This is a genomic window from Spirabiliibacterium mucosae (assembly GCF_014884965.1).
GTDB lineage: Bacteria > Pseudomonadota > Gammaproteobacteria > Enterobacterales > Pasteurellaceae > Spirabiliibacterium > Spirabiliibacterium mucosae.
This window is the reverse complement of record NZ_JABTBO010000001.1, coordinates 142,458-163,320: the sequence shown is the minus strand read 5'-3', so window position 1 is coordinate 163,320 and position 20,863 is coordinate 142,458. Positions and strand designations below refer to the sequence as shown.

Annotated in this window: 18 protein-coding genes; 10 read left to right on the top strand and 8 right to left on the bottom strand. The window is 53.3% G+C overall.

Annotated elements, in window-relative coordinates; translation table 11 throughout:
• On the top strand, positions 1-344 hold a 344-nt coding region (locus HPC37_RS00830; RefSeq protein ID WP_208121355.1), incomplete at its 5' end, for a hypothetical protein.
• A 382-nt stretch (positions 345-726) separates the two neighbouring features.
• Here HPC37_RS00830 and typA read toward each other — a convergent pair.
• Positions 727-2,577, bottom strand: coding sequence for a translational GTPase TypA (gene typA, locus HPC37_RS00825; RefSeq protein WP_208121354.1), 1,851 nt, complete (start codon positions 2,575-2,577; stop codon positions 727-729).
• A gap of 260 nt (positions 2,578-2,837) precedes the next feature.
• Here typA and glnA point away from each other — a divergent pair, with 260 nt between their 5' ends.
• The 5 genes from glnA to ruvX are packed head-to-tail and all read left to right on the top strand — an operon-like array spanning position 2,838 to position 6,831.
• Positions 2,838-4,256, top strand: coding sequence for a glutamate--ammonia ligase (glnA, locus tag HPC37_RS00820; protein ID WP_208121353.1), 1,419 nt, complete (start codon positions 2,838-2,840; stop codon positions 4,254-4,256).
• A gap of 2 nt (positions 4,257-4,258) precedes the next feature.
• A complete protein-coding gene (locus HPC37_RS00815; protein ID WP_208121352.1) occupies positions 4,259-5,056 on the top strand; it encodes a TatD family hydrolase in 798 nt (265 codons plus the stop codon).
• A 52-nt stretch (positions 5,057-5,108) separates the two neighbouring features.
• On the top strand, positions 5,109-5,843 hold the full coding sequence (rsmE, locus tag HPC37_RS00810; protein WP_208121351.1) for a 16S rRNA (uracil(1498)-N(3))-methyltransferase: 735 nt from the start codon (positions 5,109-5,111) through the stop codon (positions 5,841-5,843).
• Positions 5,843-6,406, top strand: a complete 564-nt coding sequence (locus HPC37_RS00805; protein WP_208121350.1) for a YqgE/AlgH family protein — start codon at positions 5,843-5,845, stop codon at positions 6,404-6,406. Before rsmE ends, HPC37_RS00805 begins: the two co-directional genes overlap by 1 nt.
• Positions 6,406-6,831, top strand: a complete 426-nt coding sequence (gene ruvX, locus HPC37_RS00800) for a Holliday junction resolvase RuvX (protein ID WP_208121349.1) — start codon at positions 6,406-6,408, stop codon at positions 6,829-6,831. Before HPC37_RS00805 ends, ruvX begins: the two co-directional genes overlap by 1 nt.
• A gap of 32 nt (positions 6,832-6,863) precedes the next feature.
• Here ruvX and ggt read toward each other — a convergent pair whose 3' ends face one another.
• Together ggt and miaB are read right to left on the bottom strand one after the other, a co-directional pair.
• A complete protein-coding gene (ggt, locus tag HPC37_RS00795) occupies positions 6,864-8,618 on the bottom strand; it encodes a gamma-glutamyltransferase (protein WP_208121348.1) in 1,755 nt (584 codons plus the stop codon).
• Between the two features lie 164 nt (positions 8,619-8,782).
• Entirely contained in the window at positions 8,783-10,207 is a 1,425-nt protein-coding gene (miaB, locus tag HPC37_RS00790; RefSeq protein ID WP_208121347.1) for a tRNA (N6-isopentenyl adenosine(37)-C2)-methylthiotransferase MiaB, read from the bottom strand.
• 170 nt (positions 10,208-10,377) lie between these two features.
• Between miaB and HPC37_RS00785 the strand changes: the two genes are divergently transcribed.
• On the top strand, positions 10,378-11,544 hold the full coding sequence (locus tag HPC37_RS00785; protein WP_208121346.1) for an FAD-dependent oxidoreductase: 1,167 nt from the start codon (positions 10,378-10,380) through the stop codon (positions 11,542-11,544).
• Between the two features lie 18 nt (positions 11,545-11,562).
• On the opposite strand, the gene HPC37_RS00780 is transcribed toward HPC37_RS00785, so the two are convergent.
• Together HPC37_RS00780 and HPC37_RS00775 are read right to left on the bottom strand one after the other, a co-directional pair.
• On the bottom strand, positions 11,563-12,981 hold the full coding sequence (locus HPC37_RS00780) for a multicopper oxidase domain-containing protein (RefSeq protein ID WP_208121345.1): 1,419 nt from the start codon (positions 12,979-12,981) through the stop codon (positions 11,563-11,565).
• Positions 12,965-13,693, bottom strand: a complete 729-nt coding sequence (locus HPC37_RS00775) for a 1-acylglycerol-3-phosphate O-acyltransferase (RefSeq protein ID WP_208121344.1) — start codon at positions 13,691-13,693, stop codon at positions 12,965-12,967. The genes HPC37_RS00780 and HPC37_RS00775 overlap by 17 nt, the downstream gene beginning before the upstream one ends.
• A gap of 90 nt (positions 13,694-13,783) precedes the next feature.
• Here HPC37_RS00775 and HPC37_RS00770 point away from each other — a divergent pair, with 90 nt between their 5' ends.
• Positions 13,784-14,503: a UDP-2,3-diacylglucosamine diphosphatase gene (locus tag HPC37_RS00770; RefSeq protein WP_208121343.1), complete on the top strand. Its 720-nt coding sequence runs from the start codon at positions 13,784-13,786 to the stop codon at positions 14,501-14,503.
• 27 nt (positions 14,504-14,530) lie between these two features.
• Here the strand turns inward: HPC37_RS00770 and corA are convergent, their stop codons facing one another.
• The 3 genes from corA to yedE all read right to left on the bottom strand — a co-directional run bounded on the left by corA (position 14,531) and on the right by yedE (position 17,312).
• A complete protein-coding gene (corA, locus tag HPC37_RS00765; RefSeq protein ID WP_208121342.1) occupies positions 14,531-15,478 on the bottom strand; it encodes a magnesium/cobalt transporter CorA in 948 nt (315 codons plus the stop codon).
• A 379-nt stretch (positions 15,479-15,857) separates the two neighbouring features.
• On the bottom strand, positions 15,858-16,091 hold the full coding sequence (gene yedF / locus HPC37_RS00760) for a sulfurtransferase-like selenium metabolism protein YedF (RefSeq protein ID WP_208121341.1): 234 nt from the start codon (positions 16,089-16,091) through the stop codon (positions 15,858-15,860).
• Positions 16,092-16,100: 9 nt separating this feature from the next.
• Positions 16,101-17,312: a selenium metabolism membrane protein YedE/FdhT gene (gene yedE / locus HPC37_RS00755; protein ID WP_208121340.1), complete on the bottom strand. Its 1,212-nt coding sequence runs from the start codon at positions 17,310-17,312 to the stop codon at positions 16,101-16,103.
• 264 nt (positions 17,313-17,576) lie between these two features.
• Here yedE and uspA point away from each other — a divergent pair, with 264 nt between their 5' ends.
• Positions 17,577-18,002, top strand: coding sequence for a universal stress protein UspA (gene uspA, locus HPC37_RS00750; RefSeq protein WP_208121339.1), 426 nt, complete (start codon positions 17,577-17,579; stop codon positions 18,000-18,002).
• A gap of 137 nt (positions 18,003-18,139) precedes the next feature.
• The gene (gene alaS, locus HPC37_RS00745; protein ID WP_208121338.1) at positions 18,140-20,770 is read left to right on the top strand and encodes an alanine--tRNA ligase; all 2,631 of its coding nucleotides are present in this window, start codon (positions 18,140-18,142) and stop codon (positions 20,768-20,770) included.
• Positions 20,771-20,863 lie beyond the last annotated feature (93 nt).

The following is a 20,863-nucleotide window of genomic DNA, read 5'->3' as shown; positions in this document are numbered from 1 at the left end:
CTGACCGCACTTTAGTTTTTCATCACTCCGTCATCTCATTTTTTCCTTTCCTTTTTCTCTCTCAGCACTCCGTCATGGCGCTACGGTTTCGCCGTTGGCGACCCGATTTCTTTGCTCGCCCAAAGAAATCGGGGAAAGAAAGGGCGTTGCCATTTTTAAGGAAATCTCGCTTGTTGGGAATTTCTACGTCGCATGCAATACAGGCGTTTGCATGCTTCCTTGAAATTTACCCAACCGCTCCATTTCCGCGCGAAAAATGGCGGATCGAACTCCATCAGCCTGTATTTTCAACACCAAAGTGCGGTTTCAACGTGGGTTTAAAAGTGCGCTTAAAAGCTTTTTAAAAGTGCGGTGACCGCACTTTGCCTTTTTGAAAAACGAGCCTTGAACATCCACCTCGCCCCCGGAATAAGATGCTGAGCGGGTGCCTAAAGTGCTAGGCGAGGGAGGGTTTGATCCCGAGCGAGCCTTAGCAATTTGGCGCTAAGCGAATATCTTATGGACAGGGGCCATTGCCGTTTCTTTGCTTCCTTTCTTTGGACAAGCAAAGAAAGGAAGTCGCCAACGGCGAAACCGTAGTGGCATGACGGAGTGATGAAAGAAAATAGATCACAAAAAAAAGAAATAACGGAGTTATGACCGCGCGCGCGGAGCGCCAGCTCATAATAGCGCGCAATAAAAAACCGCACGTTAAAGTGCGGTTTTGGTGTGTTACCCAGGCAAGCGTTAGTGGGTGCTTGTGCTGGTGGTTGTGCGGTTGGCGCGTTTGCGTTCGTTTTCCGTCAAGAGTTTTTTGCGGATACGGATAGATGATGGGGTGACTTCCACCAACTCATCATCATCGATAAACTCAAGCGCTTGCTCAAGGGTGTATTTTACTGGGGTGACGAGTACAACGGCGTCGTCTTTACCAGCCGCGCGCATATTGGTGAGTTTTTTACCTTGTAAGCAGTTGACGGTTAAGTCATTGCTGCGGCTGTGGATGCCGATCACTTGGCCTTCGTAGACTTCGGTGCCGTGCTCGATCATCAATTTGCCGCGGTCTTGCAGGCTGAACAAAGCGTAAGCCAGTGCTTTACCGGTGGCGTTGGAGATTAGCACACCGTTGATGCGTTGGCCGATTTCACCTGGTTTGATGTCGTCGTAGTGGCTGAAGCTGGCATACAGCAAGCCTGTGCCCGAGGTCATGGTCATAAATTCGTTACGGAAACCAATCAAGCCGCGGCTTGGGATGATGTATTCCAAACGAGTGCGGCCTTTGCCGTCGGGCGCCATGTCGCGCACTTCGCCTTTGCGGATGCCGAGCGCTTCCATCACAGCACCTTGGTGCTGTTCTTCGATGTCGATGGTCACTTGCTCATACGGCTCTTGTTTGCGGCCGTCAATTTCACGGAAGATGACTTTCGGGCGCGATACCGCCAGCTCGTAGCCTTCACGGCGCATATTTTCAATCAGTACGGACAAATGCAGCTCACCACGCCCCGACACGCGGAAGGCGTCTGGGTCTTCGGTTTCCTCCACGCGCAGAGCCACGTTGTGCACGAGCTCTTTGTTCAGGCGCTCTAAAATTTGGCGAGAGGTGACGTATTTGCCTTCGCGGCCACAAAACGGCGAGGTGTTGACACAGAAGAACATGGTTACGGTTGGCTCGTCCACGGTCAGTGCAGGCAGCGCTTCAACATTATTGACATCGCAAATGGTGTCGGAAATGTTCAGCTCGCCTAGGCCTGTGATGGCGATAATGTCGCCGGCTTGTGCGCTGTCGGCTTCATAGCGTTGTAGCCCAAGGTGGCCGAGCACTTGGCCGACTTTGCCGGTGCGTTTTTTGCCTTCACTGTCGATAATCGCCACTTGTTGATTTGGCTTGATGCTGCCGCGTTTGATGCGCCCGATGCCGATAACGCCAACGTAGTTGTTGTAGTCCAGCTGGGAGATTTGCATTTGGAAAGGTTTGTCCGCTTCCACTTTCGGTGGCTCAACAAATTTGACGATCGCTTCAAACAGCGGGGTCATGTCAGGTGCGAGGTTTTCGTGCTCTTCACCGGCCACGCCATTGAGGGCGGAGGCGTAAATAATCGGGAAGTCGAGCTGCTCGTCGGTGGCACCTAAATTTACGAAAAGATCAAACACTTGGTCAACCACCCAATCTGGGCGCGCGCCTGGGCGATCGACTTTGTTGATCACCACAATTGGTTTCAAACCGTGGGCAAAGGCTTTTTGGGTTACAAAGCGGGTTTGTGGCATTGGGCCGTCAAAGGCGTCCACCAGCAACAACACGCTGTCTACCATGGATAAAACGCGCTCAACTTCGCCACCAAAATCGGCGTGCCCTGGGGTGTCTACGATGTTGATGCGATAGCCGTTCCAGTTAATTGCGGTGTTTTTCGCCAAAATAGTGATGCCGCGCTCTTTTTCCAAATCGTTGGAGTCCATCACACGCTCGTCGCTGTCGCCACGCAGGTTGTCGAAAGTGCCTGATTGTTGCAGCAGTTTGTCCACCAAGGTGGTTTTGCCGTGGTCAACGTGCGCAATGATCGCAATGTTGCGCAGTTTATTGATATCTAATTTGTTATCCATTTGATCGTCTTCGTAAAATAATAATGTCAAAGTGCGGTTTGGGCGTTGTGTACGCCTCATCGCATATAAAGCAGACAATTATAGCCTTTTTGTCGGTGGTCGGCTATTTTTATTATGAAAACGGGCATTTTATTTTATTGGTGCTATTTTGAACAAATAATCGCGCTGCGTACGCACAAATCGGTTGATTTTTGGCACAGTAAGCGATATTTTCATAGACTTGAATTGTGCTTTTTTTCCATCTATTTTGAGGGTTATTTATGTCTGATCTATCAGCAATTGAACACGTATTTTCACTAATTGAAGAGCATGATGTGCGCTTTGTCGATTTGCATTTCACCGACTTACGCGGCAGAGAGCACCACATGACAATCCCTGTCAGTGCTGTGGATGAAGACTTTTTTGAAGATGGCAAAATGTTTGACGGCTCCTCCATTGGTGGGTGGAAAACCATTAATAAATCCGACATGGTGCTGATGCCGATTGCGCAATCGGCGTTGATTGACCCGTTTTTTGATATCCCAACCTTGTCGTTGCGTTGTGATGTGTTTGAACCCGACACCATGCAAGGCTACGACCGCGACCCACGCTCGATTGCGGTGCGTGCGGAAAATTATTTGAAATCTACCGGCCTTGCCGACACGGTGTTGCTCGGCCCTGAGCCTGAATTTTTTATGTTTGACGACGTGCGCTTTAAAGTCTCGCCTGCGCACACCACCTTTGAGATTGATGACATTGAAGCACCGTGGAACAGCAACGCCGAGTATGAAGGCGGCAACAAAGCCTATCGCCCACGTGTGAAAGGCGGCTACGTGCCCGTGCCACCGGTGGACAGTGCGCAGGATATCCGCTCTGAAATGTGCTTGTTGATGGAAGACATGGGCTTGGTGATTGAAGCGCACCACCACGAAGTGGGCAGCCCAGGGCAAAACGAAATTGCCTGCCGATTCAATACATTAACGCTGAAAGCCGACGAAACTCAAATCTATAAATACGTGGTGCACAATGTGGCACACCAAAACGGCAAAACCGCCACCTTTATGCCAAAACCGCTGTTTGGCGACAACGGCTCAGGCATGCACTGCCACATTTCATTGAGCAAAGACGGCGTGAACTTGTTCTCTGGTGATAAATACGCCAATATGTCGCAAACCGCACTTTACTTTATCGGCGGGGTGATCAAGCACGCCAAAGCGCTCAATGCCTTCACCAACCCAACCACCAACTCCTACAAACGCCTGGTGCCGGGCTACGAGGCGCCCGTGCTGTTGGCCTATTCTGCCAGCAATCGCTCAGCGTCGATTCGTATCCCAACCGTGACCAGCCCGAAAGCGCGCCGTATTGAAGTGCGCTTCCCAGACCCGTGCGCCAACCCGTATTTGGCGTTTGCTGCGTTGCTGATGGCGGGGCTTGATGGCATCAACAACCAAATTCACCCAGGCGATCCAATGGATAAAAACCTCTACGACTTGCCACCAGAAGAGCTGCAACAAGTGCCGCACGTGGCGCGCTCTCTCGAAGAAGCGCTTGACGCCCTGGGGCAAGATCGCGCGTTTTTAACCCAAGGCGGTGTGTTCAGCGATGACTTTATTGACGCCTACATCGCGCTGCTGAGCAAAGATGTTGAGCGCATCAATATGTTGCCGCACCCGGTTGAATTTGAGCTCTATTACGCCTAAACGTGGGTTTTTTCGACACGCACACTCACTTTGATGCGCTGCTTGATGAGCAGTGCATCAGCCTTGAAACCGCACTTTTCAACGCCAAGCGTGCGGGCGTGGCACGCGTGCTGATTGCCGCGGTGGAAGTCGCGCAATTTGACGCCATCCGCGCTTTGTGCGCACAAGCGCCTGACATCTTATGCTACGGCTTAGGGCTGCACCCGCTATTCATTGCCAACCATCATGAGCGCGATGTCGACACCCTTGCCGCGCACTTGCAGGCGCGACCGCACTTTTGCACCGCGGTGGCAGAAATTGGCCTGGAGCGCGCGGTATCTGAGCTCATCACGCCTGAGATGTGGGCCAAGCAGTGCCAGTTTCTGGAAGCGCAGCTCTATCTGGCCCAGCAGCACCAATTGGCGGTGAGCTTGCACTCACGGCGCAGCCACGATCAGCTGTTCACCTTTTTAAAACGCATCGAATTGCCGAAAAAAGGCGTGATTCACGGCTTTGCGGGCAGCTATGTGCAGGCCAAGCGCTTTGTTGACCTCGGTTACGCCATCGGCGTGGGCGGCACCATCACCTACCCGCGCGCGAACAAAACCCGTGAGGCGATTCGCCAACTGCCCCTTGATGCCTTGGTGTTGGAAACTGACAGCCCTGATATGCCCGTCAACGGCTACCAAGGTCAGCCCAATGAGCCCGCGCGCATCGGGCAGGTGTTTGAGGCGTTATGCCAATTGCGCCGAGAAAGCGCTGATGAGATCAAAAGTGCGGTTTGGGCGCACAGTATTGCGTTATTCTCTGCGCCTCAATAGTGTTTTGCGCCATTCAATGGTATGATTTTACTTTTATCTAGCCGAAAAGAGTATGCGAATCCCTCGAATTTTTAGCTCTGAGCCCTTGCGTGCGGGCGCTGTGTGTGCGCTCAGTGATGATGCCGCCAACCATGTTGCGCGCGTGCTGCGCATGAATGTGGGCGATGCCTTGGTGCTGTTTGACGGCACAAATCACGTGTTCCCAGCCACCATTGTGGCGATTGAGAAAAAACGCGTGCAAGTGGAATTGGGCGAAGGTGCACTAGACGATCGCGAATCGCCGCTATTTTTGCACCTCGGGCAGGTGATCTCGCGCGGGGAGCGGATGGAGTTTACCATTCAAAAATCCGTTGAGCTTGGCGTGAGTGTCATCACCCCGCTGTGGTCTGAGCGCTGCGGCGTGAAGCTCGACGAGCAGCGCATGGCGAAAAAGTTGCAGCAGTGGCAGAAAATTGCCATCGCCGCCTGCGAGCAATGCGGGCGCAACCGTGTGCCCGAGGTTCGCCCACTGATGAAGCTCGAACAGTGGTGTAGCGAGGGCAGTGGCGAGTTGAAACTCAACCTCCACCCGCGGGCAACGTGCGGTATTAGTGGGCTTGAGAATATCGGTGAAAGGGGCATCCGTTTGCTAATTGGCGCTGAAGGCGGGCTGTCGGCTCAAGAAATTGCCATGACCGAGCAACAGGGCTTTCACTCCGTGCTGCTCGGCCCGCGCGTGCTGCGCACCGAAACCGCCGCTTTGACGGCGATCACCGCACTTCAGGTTTGCTTTGGAGATCTTGGCTGATGGGGCAACTTCAACACCATTTGTTAATCGCAACCCCTGCGATGGACGACCCGTTTTTCCAGCGCAGCGTGATCTATTTGTGCGAGCACGACGATGACGGCGCCATGGGGCTGCTGCTTAACCGCATGACCGATACCAGCATCGCTGAGCTGGTGAGCAAAATGAATTTTATGATGGCCGATGACCGCCGCGTGGAGCCCAATTCGGTGGTGTTGCTCGGCGGGCCGGTGAACCTCGACAAAGGCTTTGTGCTCCATTCCAAATGCATCCCGCCGTTTGAGCGTAGCGAGGCGATAAGCCCTGATATTTGGTTGACCAGCTCCCTTGATGTGCTGGAAACCCTCGGCCGCCCCAATGCGCCAGAGCACTATTTGGTGGCAATTGGCTGTTGCAGTTGGTCGGCAGGCCAGCTAGAAGACGAGCTTCGCCACAATATGTGGCTCGTTGCCCCTTGTGATGAGCGCATTTTGTTCGACATCCCTTATGGCCAGCGCTGGCAAAGTGCGGTTGCGCTTTTGGGCATTTCGCCTGACGATCTCAGCCAAGAGGGAGGGCGCGCCTGATGGCCTATTGTGCGTTAGCATTTGATTTTGGGGAAAAAAGCATCGGCTGCGCGGTGGGGCAAAGCATCACTGGCACGGCGCAGGCGCTGAGCGCGTTTAAAGCGCAAGACGGCCAGCCCAACTGGCAGGCGGTGGAGCGCGTGCTGAAAGAGTGGCAACCCAAGGTGGTGGTGGTGGGCTTGCCGCTGAATATGGACGGCAGTGAGCAGCCACTCACCCAGCGTGCGCGCAAGTTTGCACAACGCCTGCACGGGCGCTTTGGCGTGACGGTGCAGTTGCACGACGAACGCCTAAGCACTGTTGAGGCACGCGCTGAAATCTTTGCCCGCGGCGGCTTTCGCGCGCTCGACAAAGGCAAAGTCGATTCCATCTCCGCGTGCATCATCCTTGAAAGCTGGTTTGAAAACACGCCCTTAAACGAATAACCGCACTTTAGAGTGTAAAGTGCGGTTGGCGGTTAATACCCCAGCGTTGCGCCGTCTGGGTTGCGTGGGTCAGAGGCGCCATAAAGCCCGTCTTCACGCACTTGGATAATCTGCACCCGCCCCATGGTGGATTTCAGTTTCACTTTATAACCTTGATTTTCCAGCAAATGCACGGTGTCTGGGCTGATGCCGTCTTCAATGCGGATTTCATCAGGCAGCCATTGGTGGTGTACACGCGGCACTGAAATGGCCTCCGCCGGGTTTAGCCCAAAATCAATGGTGTTTAAAATGCTTTGCAACACGGTAGTGATGATGCGCGCGCCACCAGGGCTGCCGGTGACTAGCCACGGCTTGTCGTCTTTCATCACAATCGTTGGCGTCATTGAGGATAGCGGGCGTTTGTTGGCCTCCACCGCGTTGGCATCACCGCCAATCAAGCCAAAGGCATTTGGCACGCCTGGCTTGGCAGAAAAGTCATCCATCTCGTTGTTGAGCAAAATCCCCGTGCCGTCGGCCACAATGCCGCTGCCGAAGTTGAGGTTCAAGGTGTAAGTCACCGCCACGGCGTTGCCGTCTTTGTCCACAATTGAATAATGGGTGGTTTGGTCACTTTCATACGGCTGCGGTTTGCCAGGCTTGATCTCGCTTGACGGCCGCACATTCACGCCACTGATGGTGCCGGCGAGCTCATCGGCATATTTTTTCGAGGTCAATCCTTTCACTGGCACCTGCACAAAATCAGGGTCGCCTAAATATTCTGAACGGTCGGCGTAAGCAAGCTTCATCGCCTCGGCATAGTGGTGAATGGTTTTGGCGCTGTTTAGGCCAAACTCTTTGAGCGGGTAGCGCTCTAAAATATTGAGCAATTGCACCAAATGGATGCCGCCAGAGCTCGGCGGTGGCATGGTCACGATTTTATAACCGTGATACTCTCCCTCAACCGGCTTGCGCTCCACCACTTTGTAATTTTTCATATCATCAAGGGTGATTAGCCCGCCATGCTGCGCCATTTCATCAACAATTTTTTGTGCGATTTCGCCCTCATAAAACGCTTTAGCGCCCTCTTTGGCGATCAATTTGATGGAATTAGCCAAATCTTGTTGCACTAATTTGTCGCCAGACGCCAGCGGCTTGCCGTCTTTGAAGAAGATCGCCTTGCTGGCAGGCCACTTGCCGAGAATGTCTTCTTCACTGGCGAGCGTATCCCCTAAGGTGTCGCTGACCACAAAGCCCTCTTCAGCCAGTTTGATCGCGGGGGCAACCACTTTATCCAGCGGCATTGAACCCCATTTTTCCAGCGCGTGCGCCATGCCTGCCACGGTGCCAGGCACGCCAACGGCAAAGTGCGTGAACAATGATTTGCCATCCACCACGTTGCCGCTGTCGTCTAAATACATATCACGGCTGGCTTTTGCTGGCGCGATTTCACGGAAATCAAGCGCGATGTTCTCGCCTGATTTGGCATCATGCACCACCATAAAACCACCCCCGCCGAGGTTGCCCGCATTTGGCAGCACCACCGCCAAGGCAAAACCGACGCCCACGGCGGCGTCCACTGCATTACCGCCTTGTTTTAAAATCTCCAACCCCACTTGTGTCGCCAGCGCTTGCTCGGTGGCGACCATGCCATTTTGGGCATACACGGGGTGAAAAATGTCCATATCTTGGTCATAGCGAATGGAGGCTTGTTGAGTTTGGGTTGGCGCGGTGTTGGCATAGCTGGTGCTGGTGGCCACCACGCCGGTGAGCGCCAGCGCGCTGATGAGTAGCGAACGTTTCAATAGCATAGTCACTCCTTGGCTGAGGGTTGGTTACATATTGATAACAAATTTAACACAACGCTATCATTTAACGCCCAACGAGGCAAGGCTAACTATTTAATTTTTAAGAAAATAAAACCGCACTTTGGGTTTTACAGCAAAGTGCAGTTTGGGCTGCAAAGTGCGGTAGCTTAGGCGTGGTAGTGGCCGACACCCAGCTCGTCTTCTTTGCGGGTGCGGGAGATCACCTCTTGCGGTGAGTGCTGCACGCGCAGATTCATTTCGTCCTCGGTGCGGATCACCTCGCCGCGCAGGGAGTTGGTCCACACGTCGGTGATTTCAATGTCGACAAATTTGCCGATCATCGACGGATCGCCTTTGAAATTGACGATGCGGTTGTTCTCGGTGCGGCCGGTGAGCTCCATAATGTCTTTTTTCGACGGGCCTTCCACCAGTACGCGCTGCACGGTGCCGAGCATTTTGCGGCTAAACTGCATCGCCTGCTGGGTGATGCGCTGTTGCAGCAAATAAAGTCGCTGCTTTTTCTCCTCTTCGCTGACATCATCAGGCATATCCGCCGCTGGCGTGCCTGGGCGGGCGGAGTAGATAAAGCTAAAGCTCATGTCAAAGTTGACTTGCGCGATCAAATCCATGGTTTGCTGGAAGTCTTCCGCACTTTCACCTGGGAAGCCGACGATGAAATCAGAGCTGATTTGAATATCTGGCCGCGCCTTGCGCAATTTGCGAATGATCGATTTATACTCAAGTGCGGTATGGTTGCGCTTCATCATCGTCAACACGCGATCCGAGCCACTTTGCACCGGCAAGTGCAGGAAGCTCACCAGCTCTGGCGTGTCGCGATAAACATCAATAATATCATCACTGAATTCAATCGGGTGCGAGGTGGTAAAGCGCAGGCGGTCGATGCCGTCAATTGCAGCGACCAAGCGCAACAATTCCGCAAAGGTGCAAATGCCGCCGTCAAAGGTGGCGCCGCGGTAGGCATTGACGTTTTGCCCAAGCAGGTTCACCTCACGCACGCCTTGCTCGGCCAGTTGCGCGATTTCAAACAGCACGTCATCGAGTGGGCGGCTGACCTCTTCACCGCGGGTGTAAGGCACCACGCAAAATGAGCAGTATTTATTGCAGCCTTCCATGATGGAAACAAACGCCGTTGGCCCTTCAGCGCGCGGCTCAGGCAGGCGGTCGAATTTTTCAATTTCAGGGAAGCTGACATCCACCACCGCACTTTTGCCGCCGCGGATTTGGTTGAGCATCTCCGGCAGGCGGTGGAGGGTTTGCGGGCCAAAAATAATGTCAACATAAGGCGCGCGGTCGCGAATGTGCGCCCCCTCTTGTGAGGCCACGCAGCCACCCACACCAATCACCAGGTTCGGGTTGGTTTTCTTTAAATCTTTCCAGCGCCCAAGTTGGTGGAACACCTTCTCTTGCGCTTTTTCGCGAATCGAGCAGGTGTTGAGCAGCAACACGTCCGCCTCTTCGGCGTTTTCGGTCAGCTCAAAGCCGTGGGTGCTGTTGAGCAGGTCCGCCATTTTGGATGAATCGTATTCGTTCATCTGGCAGCCCCAGGTTTTGATATGGAGTTTTTGTGTCATAATCTCATTTGCCGCGAGTGTGCGGAAGTTATAAATTTTAAGCAAATGGCTATTCTACTGATTTGCTTTTTCGCTGACTAGTTAAAAACGCAAATTTTCGCGATCTAATGGTAAAATTTATTGATCTCGGTACAATAGCCATAATAAAGTTAAGGGAAAGTGGGTGAACTATGAAACAGTGTGATGTGATTGTTGTTGGTGGTGGAATGGTCGGCGCGGCGGCGGCGTTGGGGCTGGCGCGGCAAAATTTGGCGGTGCAGCTGATTGAGCGCAGCTCGCTACCGCACTTTGAGCACAACAGCGATTATGACATTCGCATCTCGGCGATCAGCGCAGGCTCGGTGAAATTGCTCAAGCAGCTCAACGCTTGGCGCCACATTCAAGCCATGCGCACCTGCCCCTACAAGCGCCTCGCCACCTGGGAAATCGACGGCTTTGAAACCACCTTTAACGCCCAAGATTTAGGCCTGCCCGAGTTGGGTTTTATGGTGGAGAACAACGTGGTGCAGCTCGGCCTTTGGCGCGCGTTTGACGATGTTGACACGCTATCAAACAGTATCGGCGCGATTGCTGAAACACAAAAGTGCGGTCAGCACTGGCAAGTCACACTTGAAGATGGCGAGCAGTTTTCCGCCCCTTTGCTGGTGGCCGCCGATGGTGCCAACTCCCAGCTGCGCAACCTGGCTCACATTGGCCTAAGCGGTTGGCAGTATCGCCAGCGGTGTATGTTAGTGCTTGTTAACACCGAGCTTGAACAGCAAGACATCACCTGGCAGCAGTTCAACCCAAGCGGCCCGCGCGCCTTTTTGCCGCTGCTCGGCCACCAAGGCTGCTTGGTGTGGTACGACGCGCCTGAGGAAATTGCCCGCCTGCAACGCCTGCCGCTGGCACAATTGAGCGACGAGATTATGCGCGCTTTTCCGCCACGGCTAGGGCGGGTGGAGGCTACTCAAGCGGCGAGTTTCGAACTGGTGCGCCGCCACGCCCAGCGCTATTTCCACAACGGCATTGTGCTACTTGGCGATGCGGCGCACACCATCAACCCGCTCGCCGGCCAAGGGGTAAACCTCGGCTTTAAAGATGTGGCAGCGTTTTTAGACGTGATTGAAAGCGCGCAACGCGCGGGGCAGCCTATTGCCAGTGATGCGGTGCTCGCGCGCTACCAACGGCGCAGAAAGGCGGATAATCTGTTGATGCAATCAGGCATGGATCTGTTCTACAAAGGCTTTAAAGAGCCGCTGTTGCCACTGAAAATCGCCCGCAACGTGGCGCTGCTTGGGGTGGAGAAATGCGCGCCGTTGAAAAACCGCGCGCTGAAATACGCCCTTGGGCTGTAAAAAGCAAAGTGCGGTCGGCTATTGCACCACAATCATGCCCAAGCAGCCTTTGTCCGCGAGGATGAAATCGCTCGCGCCAAAGGTAAACGGAAAGTTATTCGATGAAAGGTTATCAAACTTCACCAGCACCGAAATCGGCCCGTTGAGCCACAAGGTGTCACGCCAGCTGGCTTGACTGAGATCGACATTACGCCCATTGACGCGCTCAACCAAAAACTTCGCGCCCTCAATGCGAAAGCCCGTTGGTGAGCTGCTTGAAAGATTCCAGCGCTCAAAGGTGCCGAGCTTGGCACTGACATCAATCCGCCGTGGGTCAAAGCGTTGGCGATTGAGCAGGGCGTTGGCCACGTCAAGGTGCATATCACGCTCGCGCACCACCTCAATGGTGCCAGACAGCGCCAGCGGTGCGTTGATTTGCGGTTTTTGCGCAAAGGCCGAAACCAGCCCCTGCGGGCGCAGGCGCAGCACGGTGTTGTCAACCAACTCGCTGTCATCGGCCCAAAGTGCGGTGATGTTGTGTAAAAAGCCGCGTTTGTCGCCGGTGATCAACGCCACCTCGCCGCCTTCGTTTAAATCCACTAACACTTCAGCGCGCTCGCCCGGGCTTAAAAAGAGCTGCTTGATCTCGCGCTGTTGCGGCACAAAGCCAAGATTGCCCGCCAGCAGCACCATCGACGCGCCATTATCCAGGCTGAGTTGATAACTGCGTGAAAGCGAGGCATTGAGCAGGCGCAATCGCACCCAGCCGCGCGCCACGTCAAGATAAGGCGCTTCCACGCCGTTGACCAGCAAATGGTTGCCCAAAAACGGGTAGTCGCCGGGGTTAAACAGCTGCTCGCCTTGGCCGTTGAGTGCCACATCTTGCAAAATCAGCGGGATGTCGTTCACGCCATATTGATTCGGCAACATCGCCTTGCGGCTGGCGCTGTCTTCAATTATCCACAGCCCCACTAGCCCGCGATAAACTTGATAGCCACTGTGCGCTAGGGTGTTGGCGTGATACCAACAACTCGCCGCACTTTGCGTGATGGGAATAACCGGCGACCACTCGGCATTGGGTTGGAACACCTTGCCTACGCCGCCAATCAACTCGGCGCTGGCTTGCAGGCCTTGCACCGTAAGCGAGACGGCTTGTGGCAGCTGGTTGCGGTAATTTAAGCGGACAAAATCGCCCTGCTTGCACTTAATCGTCGGGCCGAGGTAGGCACCGTTAAAGCCCCACACATCCACTTTATCACCGTCTAAAAAGCGCGTTTGCGTGCGCGTCATCGACAGCAACACGGGCTTGCCGCGGCCGACATCCAGCAGTGGCGGAATCGGCAGCGCGCGCCCTTTTTGCGCCAGCGCGATGTTTGGCAACAATGCACCTGCGCCGAGCACGGCGGTGTGCTTGAGCAGTGCCCTGCGTGAAAGAGGCAAATTAGGTGCGTTTTTCATGGGCGATTTCAGCGTCGAGTTCGGCAATTTTAGCCTCCATAATCGCGTGGCAATGGTTGGCTAGCGCACGCACGTTGTCGCGACTAAAGCCGCTGACATCAATCGGTGGCAGCATTTCACAAATTACTTTGCCGTTATCCCAGCGGTTGAGTTTGATTTTGTTATGTAAGGTTGAGCAGCACACTGGCACAATCGGCACTTGCGCGGCCAGCGCGGCATGAAACGCGCCGGTTTTAAACGGCAACAATCCGCGCCCACGGCTGCGCGTGCCTTCTGGGAACATCCAAATCGAGAGCTGGTCTTTTTGAATCCGTTTCGCCAGCTGCGACATGGTGGAGTGCGCTTTGCTCTTGTTGTCGCGGTCGAGCAAAATATTGCCGCTGGCCCAATAGAGCAAGCCAAAAAACGGAATATAAAGCAAACTGCGCTTGCCCACACTCACCGTGCGCTCGCGCACCATATAGGCCATGGTGACCATGTCATAGTTGTTTTGGTGGTTGCCGATATAAATGCACGGCCCAAAGTCTTTCACACCTGGTGGGAAGCGGTGCTCCACCTCAATGCCAAACAGCGAATGCAGCCGCCCAAACCAGCGCGCAATCACGCCGACATTGCTTGGGTTTTTAAAGCGAATGAGTGAGTAGATCGTGCCCAGTACACAAATCACAATGGCACAGATCACCACCACCAGGGTTCTGAGAATGGCTAACATGATAAATCCTTCAAAATTTTTGCAAGAAGTATAGCGAAAATATCGGAATATGTGTATCTTTGAGCATCATAATCCACATTCTAAGCGGCCATGGCACACATCACCTTTATTGCAGATCTCCACCTCAGCGACGCGCGCACGCACCTCAACACCTGCTTTGCGCGCTTTATGCGCGAGCAAGGCGCCAGCGCACAGGCGCTCTATATTCTCGGGGATTTGTTTGAATTTTGGGTGGGTGACGACGAGCAATCGGCGGTGATAAGCCTCGTGCAAACAGAAATCCGCGCATTAACTGAAAAAGGCATCCCCGTTTATTTTCAGCACGGTAATCGCGATTTTTTACTCGGTAAGCGCTTTGCACAAAAGTGCGGTTTGACCTTGCTGCCAAGCTATCACCGCATCGACTACGGCGGGCAGGCGATTTTGCTCTGCCACGGTGATACCTTGTGTGTCGACGATCAGCACTACCAACGCTTTCGCCGCATTGTGCACCAACGCTGGCTACAAAAGGCCTTTCTCGCCCTGCCATTGCGCTGGCGGCTGCGCATTGCCGAGCGGATGCGCGCGCAAAGCCAGCAGCAAAAAGGGCAAAAATCCGCTGACATAATGGACGTGACACCGCACTTTGTCGATCGCATCATGGCGCAGCACAACGTGAGCGTGCTGGTCCACGGCCACACCCACCGCCAAGCCCAGCACCGCGTGCCACACGGCCAACGCATCGTACTCGGCGACTGGCGCACCACCGCCCCCTACCTCACCCTCAGCGACAACGGCGAGTGGCACGAGGGCGAAGTGATATGCAAATAAAAAACCGCACCTAAAGTGCGGTTTGTGTTACAGCCAGCCGCGGCGTTTGAAGTAAAAATACGGGATAACGCCGACTAGGAACATTAAGCCAAGGGCGAAGGGGTAGCCGAACGCCCAGTGCAATTCTGGCATGATGTCGAAGTTCATGCCGTAGGTGGAGGAAACCAGGGTTGGTGGCAGGAAAATGACCGCCGCCACCGAGAAGATTTTCATAATGCGGTTTTGCTCGATGTTGATAAAACCCATAGCCGCTTGCATCAAAAAGTCAATTTTTTGGAATAAGGTGTCGTTGTGCGGCTGCAGGGATTCAATGTCGCGCAGCACTTCGCGCGCTTGCTCCAGCTGGCTGGCCGGCAGGCGTGTTTTGCGCACCAAAAAGCTCAACGCGCGCTGGGTATCCATCAAACACAACCGCACTTTGGAGCTGACGTCTTCTTGCTCGGTGAGGGTGGCAAGCGCATCATCAAACGCTTCGCCTTGTTTGCCTTCAAGGATAATGCGGCTTAATTTTTCCAAATCGGCGTAGATGGTTTCAATCACATCCGCGAGCTGCTCAATTTTGGTTTCAAACAGGTCAAGCAGCAGTTCGTAAGCGTTACACTCCATCAGCTTTTGGCTGCGTGAGCGCATACGATAGAGGCGAAAGGCAGGCAGTTCGCGATCGCGCAGGGTGAACAGCCGCCCGTCGCGCACGGTGAACGCAACGGTGGCGATGTCGGCGTAGTCGTCTTCGTCTTCGCAATAAAAAAACGAGTGCAAGTGCAAGCCGTCTTCATCTTCAAAAAAGCGCGCGGATGCCTCAATGTCTTCTAATTCGAGGTAAGAGGCCAGGCTTTGGCCGAGCGCATCACGCAGTGTTTCCCGCTCTTCCCGCGTTGGGTCAAGCAAGTCAATCCAGATGGCGGAGTTTAGGTTGTGTGATGTATCATCAACGCGCACCAAGCGTGCATTGTCTAAAGCAAAAGCCCTAATCATAATTCTATCCTATGGCTTGTGAACATAGATTAGACAGGAAAAATGGGAAATTGGCGGGCGAGCCGTAACTTATCAGCGATACACTCGCCGAGGTGACTCAATGGAGAGGGTATCAAAAACGAAAGTAAACCAGTTTCGACTGTGACTGTCCAAAGTATATTCCTCGAATGACTAAATTGGTGCGAATGTTACGCTTTCGCGGGTGAAAAATCAAGTCATTTGCGCCAAAGCCCTTGATCTAGGCAAAAAAAAGCCACGCAAGCGTGGCTAAGAGATATGTTGTTATTATGGACAAGGGTTATTGATTGTCCTTATCTTTATTATTGCGTTTGAGTATAGCAAATTGTTTGAAAAGGATCAAATCTAAATGCGAAATCGCTTATTTTTGGATGAAATAGCGAATTGTAACATCGCTTTGTTCTATTTTGAGCATTTTGTAACCATGATTTTCCGCATCTTTCGGGATATTGTTGATCGACTGCGCACAATCGCTGATCACCTCTAAAATCTCGCCAGGGTTTAGCTCAGCCATCGCCTCCAACGTGGCAATGGCGGGGTACGGGCACGGCTCGCCGCGCATATCTAAAGTATAAGTTGGAATAATCGTTTGCATCACGGCCTCCTAAAGTGCGGTTGAGGTTGCCTTGAGTTGCGCGCGACGGCGGCGCAACGCGTGGCGCTCCCACAGAATAACGGCGAGCAGCATCAACGCCATTAAAGCATAATTGAGCAGCAAGCCACCTTGTGTGCCGGCCCAGTCCAGCAGGTTGATTTTCGGGAAGTTAAACACTAAGTGTGGTGCAAGGTCGTCCCACACCGCGGCCAACGCGGTGGAGCCCATCACATTGCCGATGCCGACCCAAACAAAATGCACTTGGCCTTCTAGCGCGCGGTACATCCAGCCCGTTTCGCAGCCGCCGGCGAGCACAATGCCAAAGCCAAACAGCAACCCGCCAATCAGCGCACTGGGCGCCGCCCACATGATTTTCGGCGACAGGCCCAGTTGCAAATAGCTGAAAATGCCAAGGGTGCTGATTAGCATGCCGTAGATAATCGCTTTGAGCATCATCGCGCGGCCGGTGAGCCACAAATCGCGAAAGGCGGAGGTGAAGCAAATTTGCGCGCGCTCAATCAGCAAGCCAAAGCCCAAGCCCGCCAACATGGCAAAGCCGAGTTTGCTGTTGAAGCCCAGAACATAAAGTGCGGTCGCGATGAAGGCAAAAAAGAGCAGCATGCCTAAGCGAAAGCGGCGCGCTTTGCGTTTTTCGTCCACCACGGCGGGCGCTTGTTGATAGGCCTTGAGGCTGACTTTGCTTTTAAACAGCGGCAGCAGGGTGAACTTGGCGCCGAAATAAGTGCCAATCGCGGTGGTCAGTGTAAACAGCCAAGCGTGCAGGGAAAATTGCGGGATGCCCGTGAAAAACGACGCCAGGTTGCAGCCCATCGCCAGCCGTGCGCCAAAGCCGGCAATCGCGCCCCCAAGCAGCGCTTGAGCGATGCGGATGCGGTTTTTCGGCATGCGAATTTTGACATTATTTGCCCATAATGCCGCCGCCAAACAGCCGGTGAACATGCCCAAAATCATCACGCCATCCACGCGGGTGAAAATGTTGTCTTGCATGCCAATGAGCTGAAAATAGCCCCACGAGGAGATATCCACACCCAAGGCTTGCAGCAGGTGCCCGCCCCAGCGGGTGAATTCGCCCGTGACCGCCCAGTAGGTGCCTGTTAAGCCAAAATAGTAGGTTGAGAGAATGCCGGCTGCGATCACCGCCACCGTCGGGTTCCAAAAAGAAATGAGATAATGTTGTTTAAACTGTTGCCAGGTTGTCATACGTTGTCCTTCACCGAAGGCACAAGCGGATACAAAAATAAATTGACGCAAACTCACGCGTGCGGGAACTCATTTTTTATACACAAAACTTGCGCTATAAATAACGAATTAATGGAGATGCGAGTATAAAAAGCAAAAAGTGCGGTGTCTAGTGCGGTTTAAAAATTTGTGCGAACTGTGATCCAGCACACTCTCTTTTTCATTTCAACGTGTTATTATGCTCGCAACGAAGATGGATGGTTAAACCTTGTTCAAGGAGGGCGTATGTATAAACACATTCTCGTTGCAGTGGATCTTTCTGAAGACAGTGCTGTTTTGGTGAACAAAGCGGCGGATATTGCGCAGCGCCATCAAGCGAAATTGTCGCTGGTGCATGTGGATGTCAATTTTTCTGACCTTTATACGGGGTTGATTGATGTGAATATGTCGTCAATGCAAGACAGAATTTCACAAGAAACTCACGACGCGCTTAACCAATTAGCCAACTCCTCGCCGTATCCAATCACGGAAAAACTCAGCGGCACAGGGGATTTAGAGCAAGTGTTGAAAGAAGCGATTAAGCGCTATGAAGCCGATTTGTTGGTCACCGGCCACCATCAAGACTTTTGGAGCAAGTTGATTTCATCCACCCGTCAGGTGATGAATAATATCACCATTGATATGCTGGTGGTGCCGTTGAAAGACGACTAAACCGCACTTTTTATCTGACCGCACTTTGGTTTTTGATCAAAGTGCGGTTTTTATTATAAAGTGCGGTGAAAAATTCCCCCTACCGTTTTTTATGCCAAAATAGTGCGTTAAATAAAAGCAAGTTAATAGGAATCATCATGAAAACCACTGCCGACATTCGCCGAGATTTTTTGGCGTTTTTTGCCTCTCACGGGCATGAAGTGGTGCCAAGCAGTTCACTGGTGCCAGACAACGACCCGACATTGCTGTTTACCAATGCGGGCATGAACCAATTTAAAAATGTCTTTTTAGGCCAAGACAAACGCGCCTACACCCGCGCTACCACCGCCCAGCGCTGCGTGCGCGCCGGGGGCAAACACAACGACTTAGAAAATGTCGGCTACACCGCCCGTCACCACACCTTTTTTGAAATGCTGGGTAATTTCAGCTTTGGTGACTACTTCAAGCACGATGCAATCCACTTTGCTTGGGCGTTTTTGACCTCCAGCCAATGGCTTGGCTTGCCGAAAGAAAAGCTGTGGGTCACGGTGTATGAAAGTGATGATGAGGCCTACGGCATTTGGCATGATGAAATCGGCGTGCCGGCTGAACGCATTGTGCGTATTGGCGACAACAAAGGCGCGCCTTATGCCTCCGATAACTTCTGGCAAATGGGTGACACCGGCCCGTGCGGCCCGTGTACTGAGATTTTCTACGATCACGGTGATCACATCTGGGGCGGCCCGCCGGGGTCACCAGAGGAAGATGGCGACCGTTACATCGAGATTTGGAACGTGGTGTTTATGCAGTTCAATCGCCAAGCCGATGGCGAAATGCTGCCACTGCCAAAACCGTCTGTAGACACGGGCATGGGCCTTGAGCGCATCGCCGCGGTGTTGCAACACGTCAACTCCAACTACGACATTGATATTTTCAAACGCCTGGTGGCGGCCACTGCCGAGATTGTCGGCACGCAGGATGTGAAAAACAAATCCCTCAACGTGATTGCCGATCACATTCGCTCATGTGCGTATTTGATCGCCGATGGCGTGGTGCCCTCTAACGAAGGCCGCGGCTATGTGCTGCGCCGCATTATCCGCCGCGCGGTGCGCCATGGCCATTTGCTCGGCGCGAAAGAAGCGTTTTTCTACAAACTGGTGCCAACCTTAATTGACGTGATGGCGGAGGCTGGCCAAGAGCTGCAAGACAACCGTGCGCTGATTGAAAAACTACTCAAGCAAGAAGAAGAGCAATTTGCCCGCACCCTTGAGCGCGGCTTGGTGCTGCTTGATGATGCTTTGAACACGCACGTGAAAGACGGCGTGCTGGCCGGCGACGTGGTGTTTAAACTCTACGATACTTACGGCTTCCCATACGATCTAACCGCGGACATTTGCCGCGAAAAAGACATTCAAGTTGACCAAGCCGGCTTTGATGCGGCGATGGACAACCAGCGCAAGCAAGCCCAAGCAGCGAGCAACTTCTCGATGGATTACAGCAATGTGATTCGTGTTGACGGTGAAACCGAATTTAACGGCTACAGCCAAGCGCAAGGCGAGGCCGCGGTGGTGGCGCTATTCCACGACGGCAAACCAACCGAGCGCTTAAGCGCCGGCCAAGGTGGCGTGGTGGTACTTGACCGCACACCGTTTTATGGCGAATCGGGCGGGCAGATTGGTGACAGCGGCGTGCTTGAGGCAGACGGCGTGCAATTTGTGGTGAAAGACACGCAAAAATACGGCAAAGTGTTCGGCCACATCGGTGAGCTGACCCAAGGGGAAATCACCCTTGGGCAAACAGTGCGCGCCAGCGTGGACAGCGATCGCCGTGGTGCGACCGCACTTAACCACTCCGCCACCCACTTGCTGCACGCAGCATTACGCCAAGTGCTTGGAAGCCATGTCAGCCAAAAAGGCTCGCTGGTTTCTGACACTATTTTGCGCTTTGACTTCTCTCAACCAGAAGCCATCAGCAAAGCGCAATTGGTTGAGATTGAAAACTTGGTGAATGCTAAAGTGCGGTCGAATTACCCGATCGAAACCGAGATCATGGACATTGAAGCGGCCAAAGCGAAAGGCGCGATGGCGCTGTTTGGTGAAAAATATGGCGAGCGCGTGCGCGTGCTGACGATGGGCGATTTCTCCACCGAATTGTGTGGCGGCATCCACGCTCAACGCACGGGTGATATCGGCTTGTTTAAAATCATCTCTGAAGGTGCGATCGCCTCAGGCATCCGCCGCATTGAGGCGGTGACAGGGCAAAATGCAATCAATTGGCTGCATCAACAGCAGCAGATTTTGCAGCAAAGTGCGGATCTGTTAAAAACCGACGCCAACGGTGTGGCAGACAAAGTCCAGCAGCTGCTTGAGCGCAACAAACGCAATGAAAAAAGCCTGCAACAGCTGCAAGCGCAAGCCGCGCTGCAAGCGGGCAGCAATTTGGCGAAACAGTGCCAAGACATTGGCGGCGTGAAAGTGGTATTGCACAAGCTTGACGGCGTGGACGCCAAAGCCCTGCGCACCTTGGTGGATGATTTGAAAAATCAACTCGGCAGCGGCGTGGTGGCCTTTGCCAGCGTGCTTGATGGCAAAGTCAACTTGATTGCTGGTGTCACCAAAGATCTCACCGACAAACTCAAAGCCGGCGAACTGGTCAACGTGATGGCGCAAGCCGTTGGCGGCAAAGGTGGCGGACGGCCTGATTTGGCGATGGCCGGCGGCAGCCAAGTTGAGGACGTGCCGATTGCGCTGAGCTGTGCCAAAACCTGGCTTGAGAACAAATTGGGCTAAAAAGAGAATAAAAGCAGGGCAACCTGCTTTTATTTTGTGTACTACCGCACATTTTGGGCTTTTACTGATCACTTTTTTTTACTAAATAAAGTA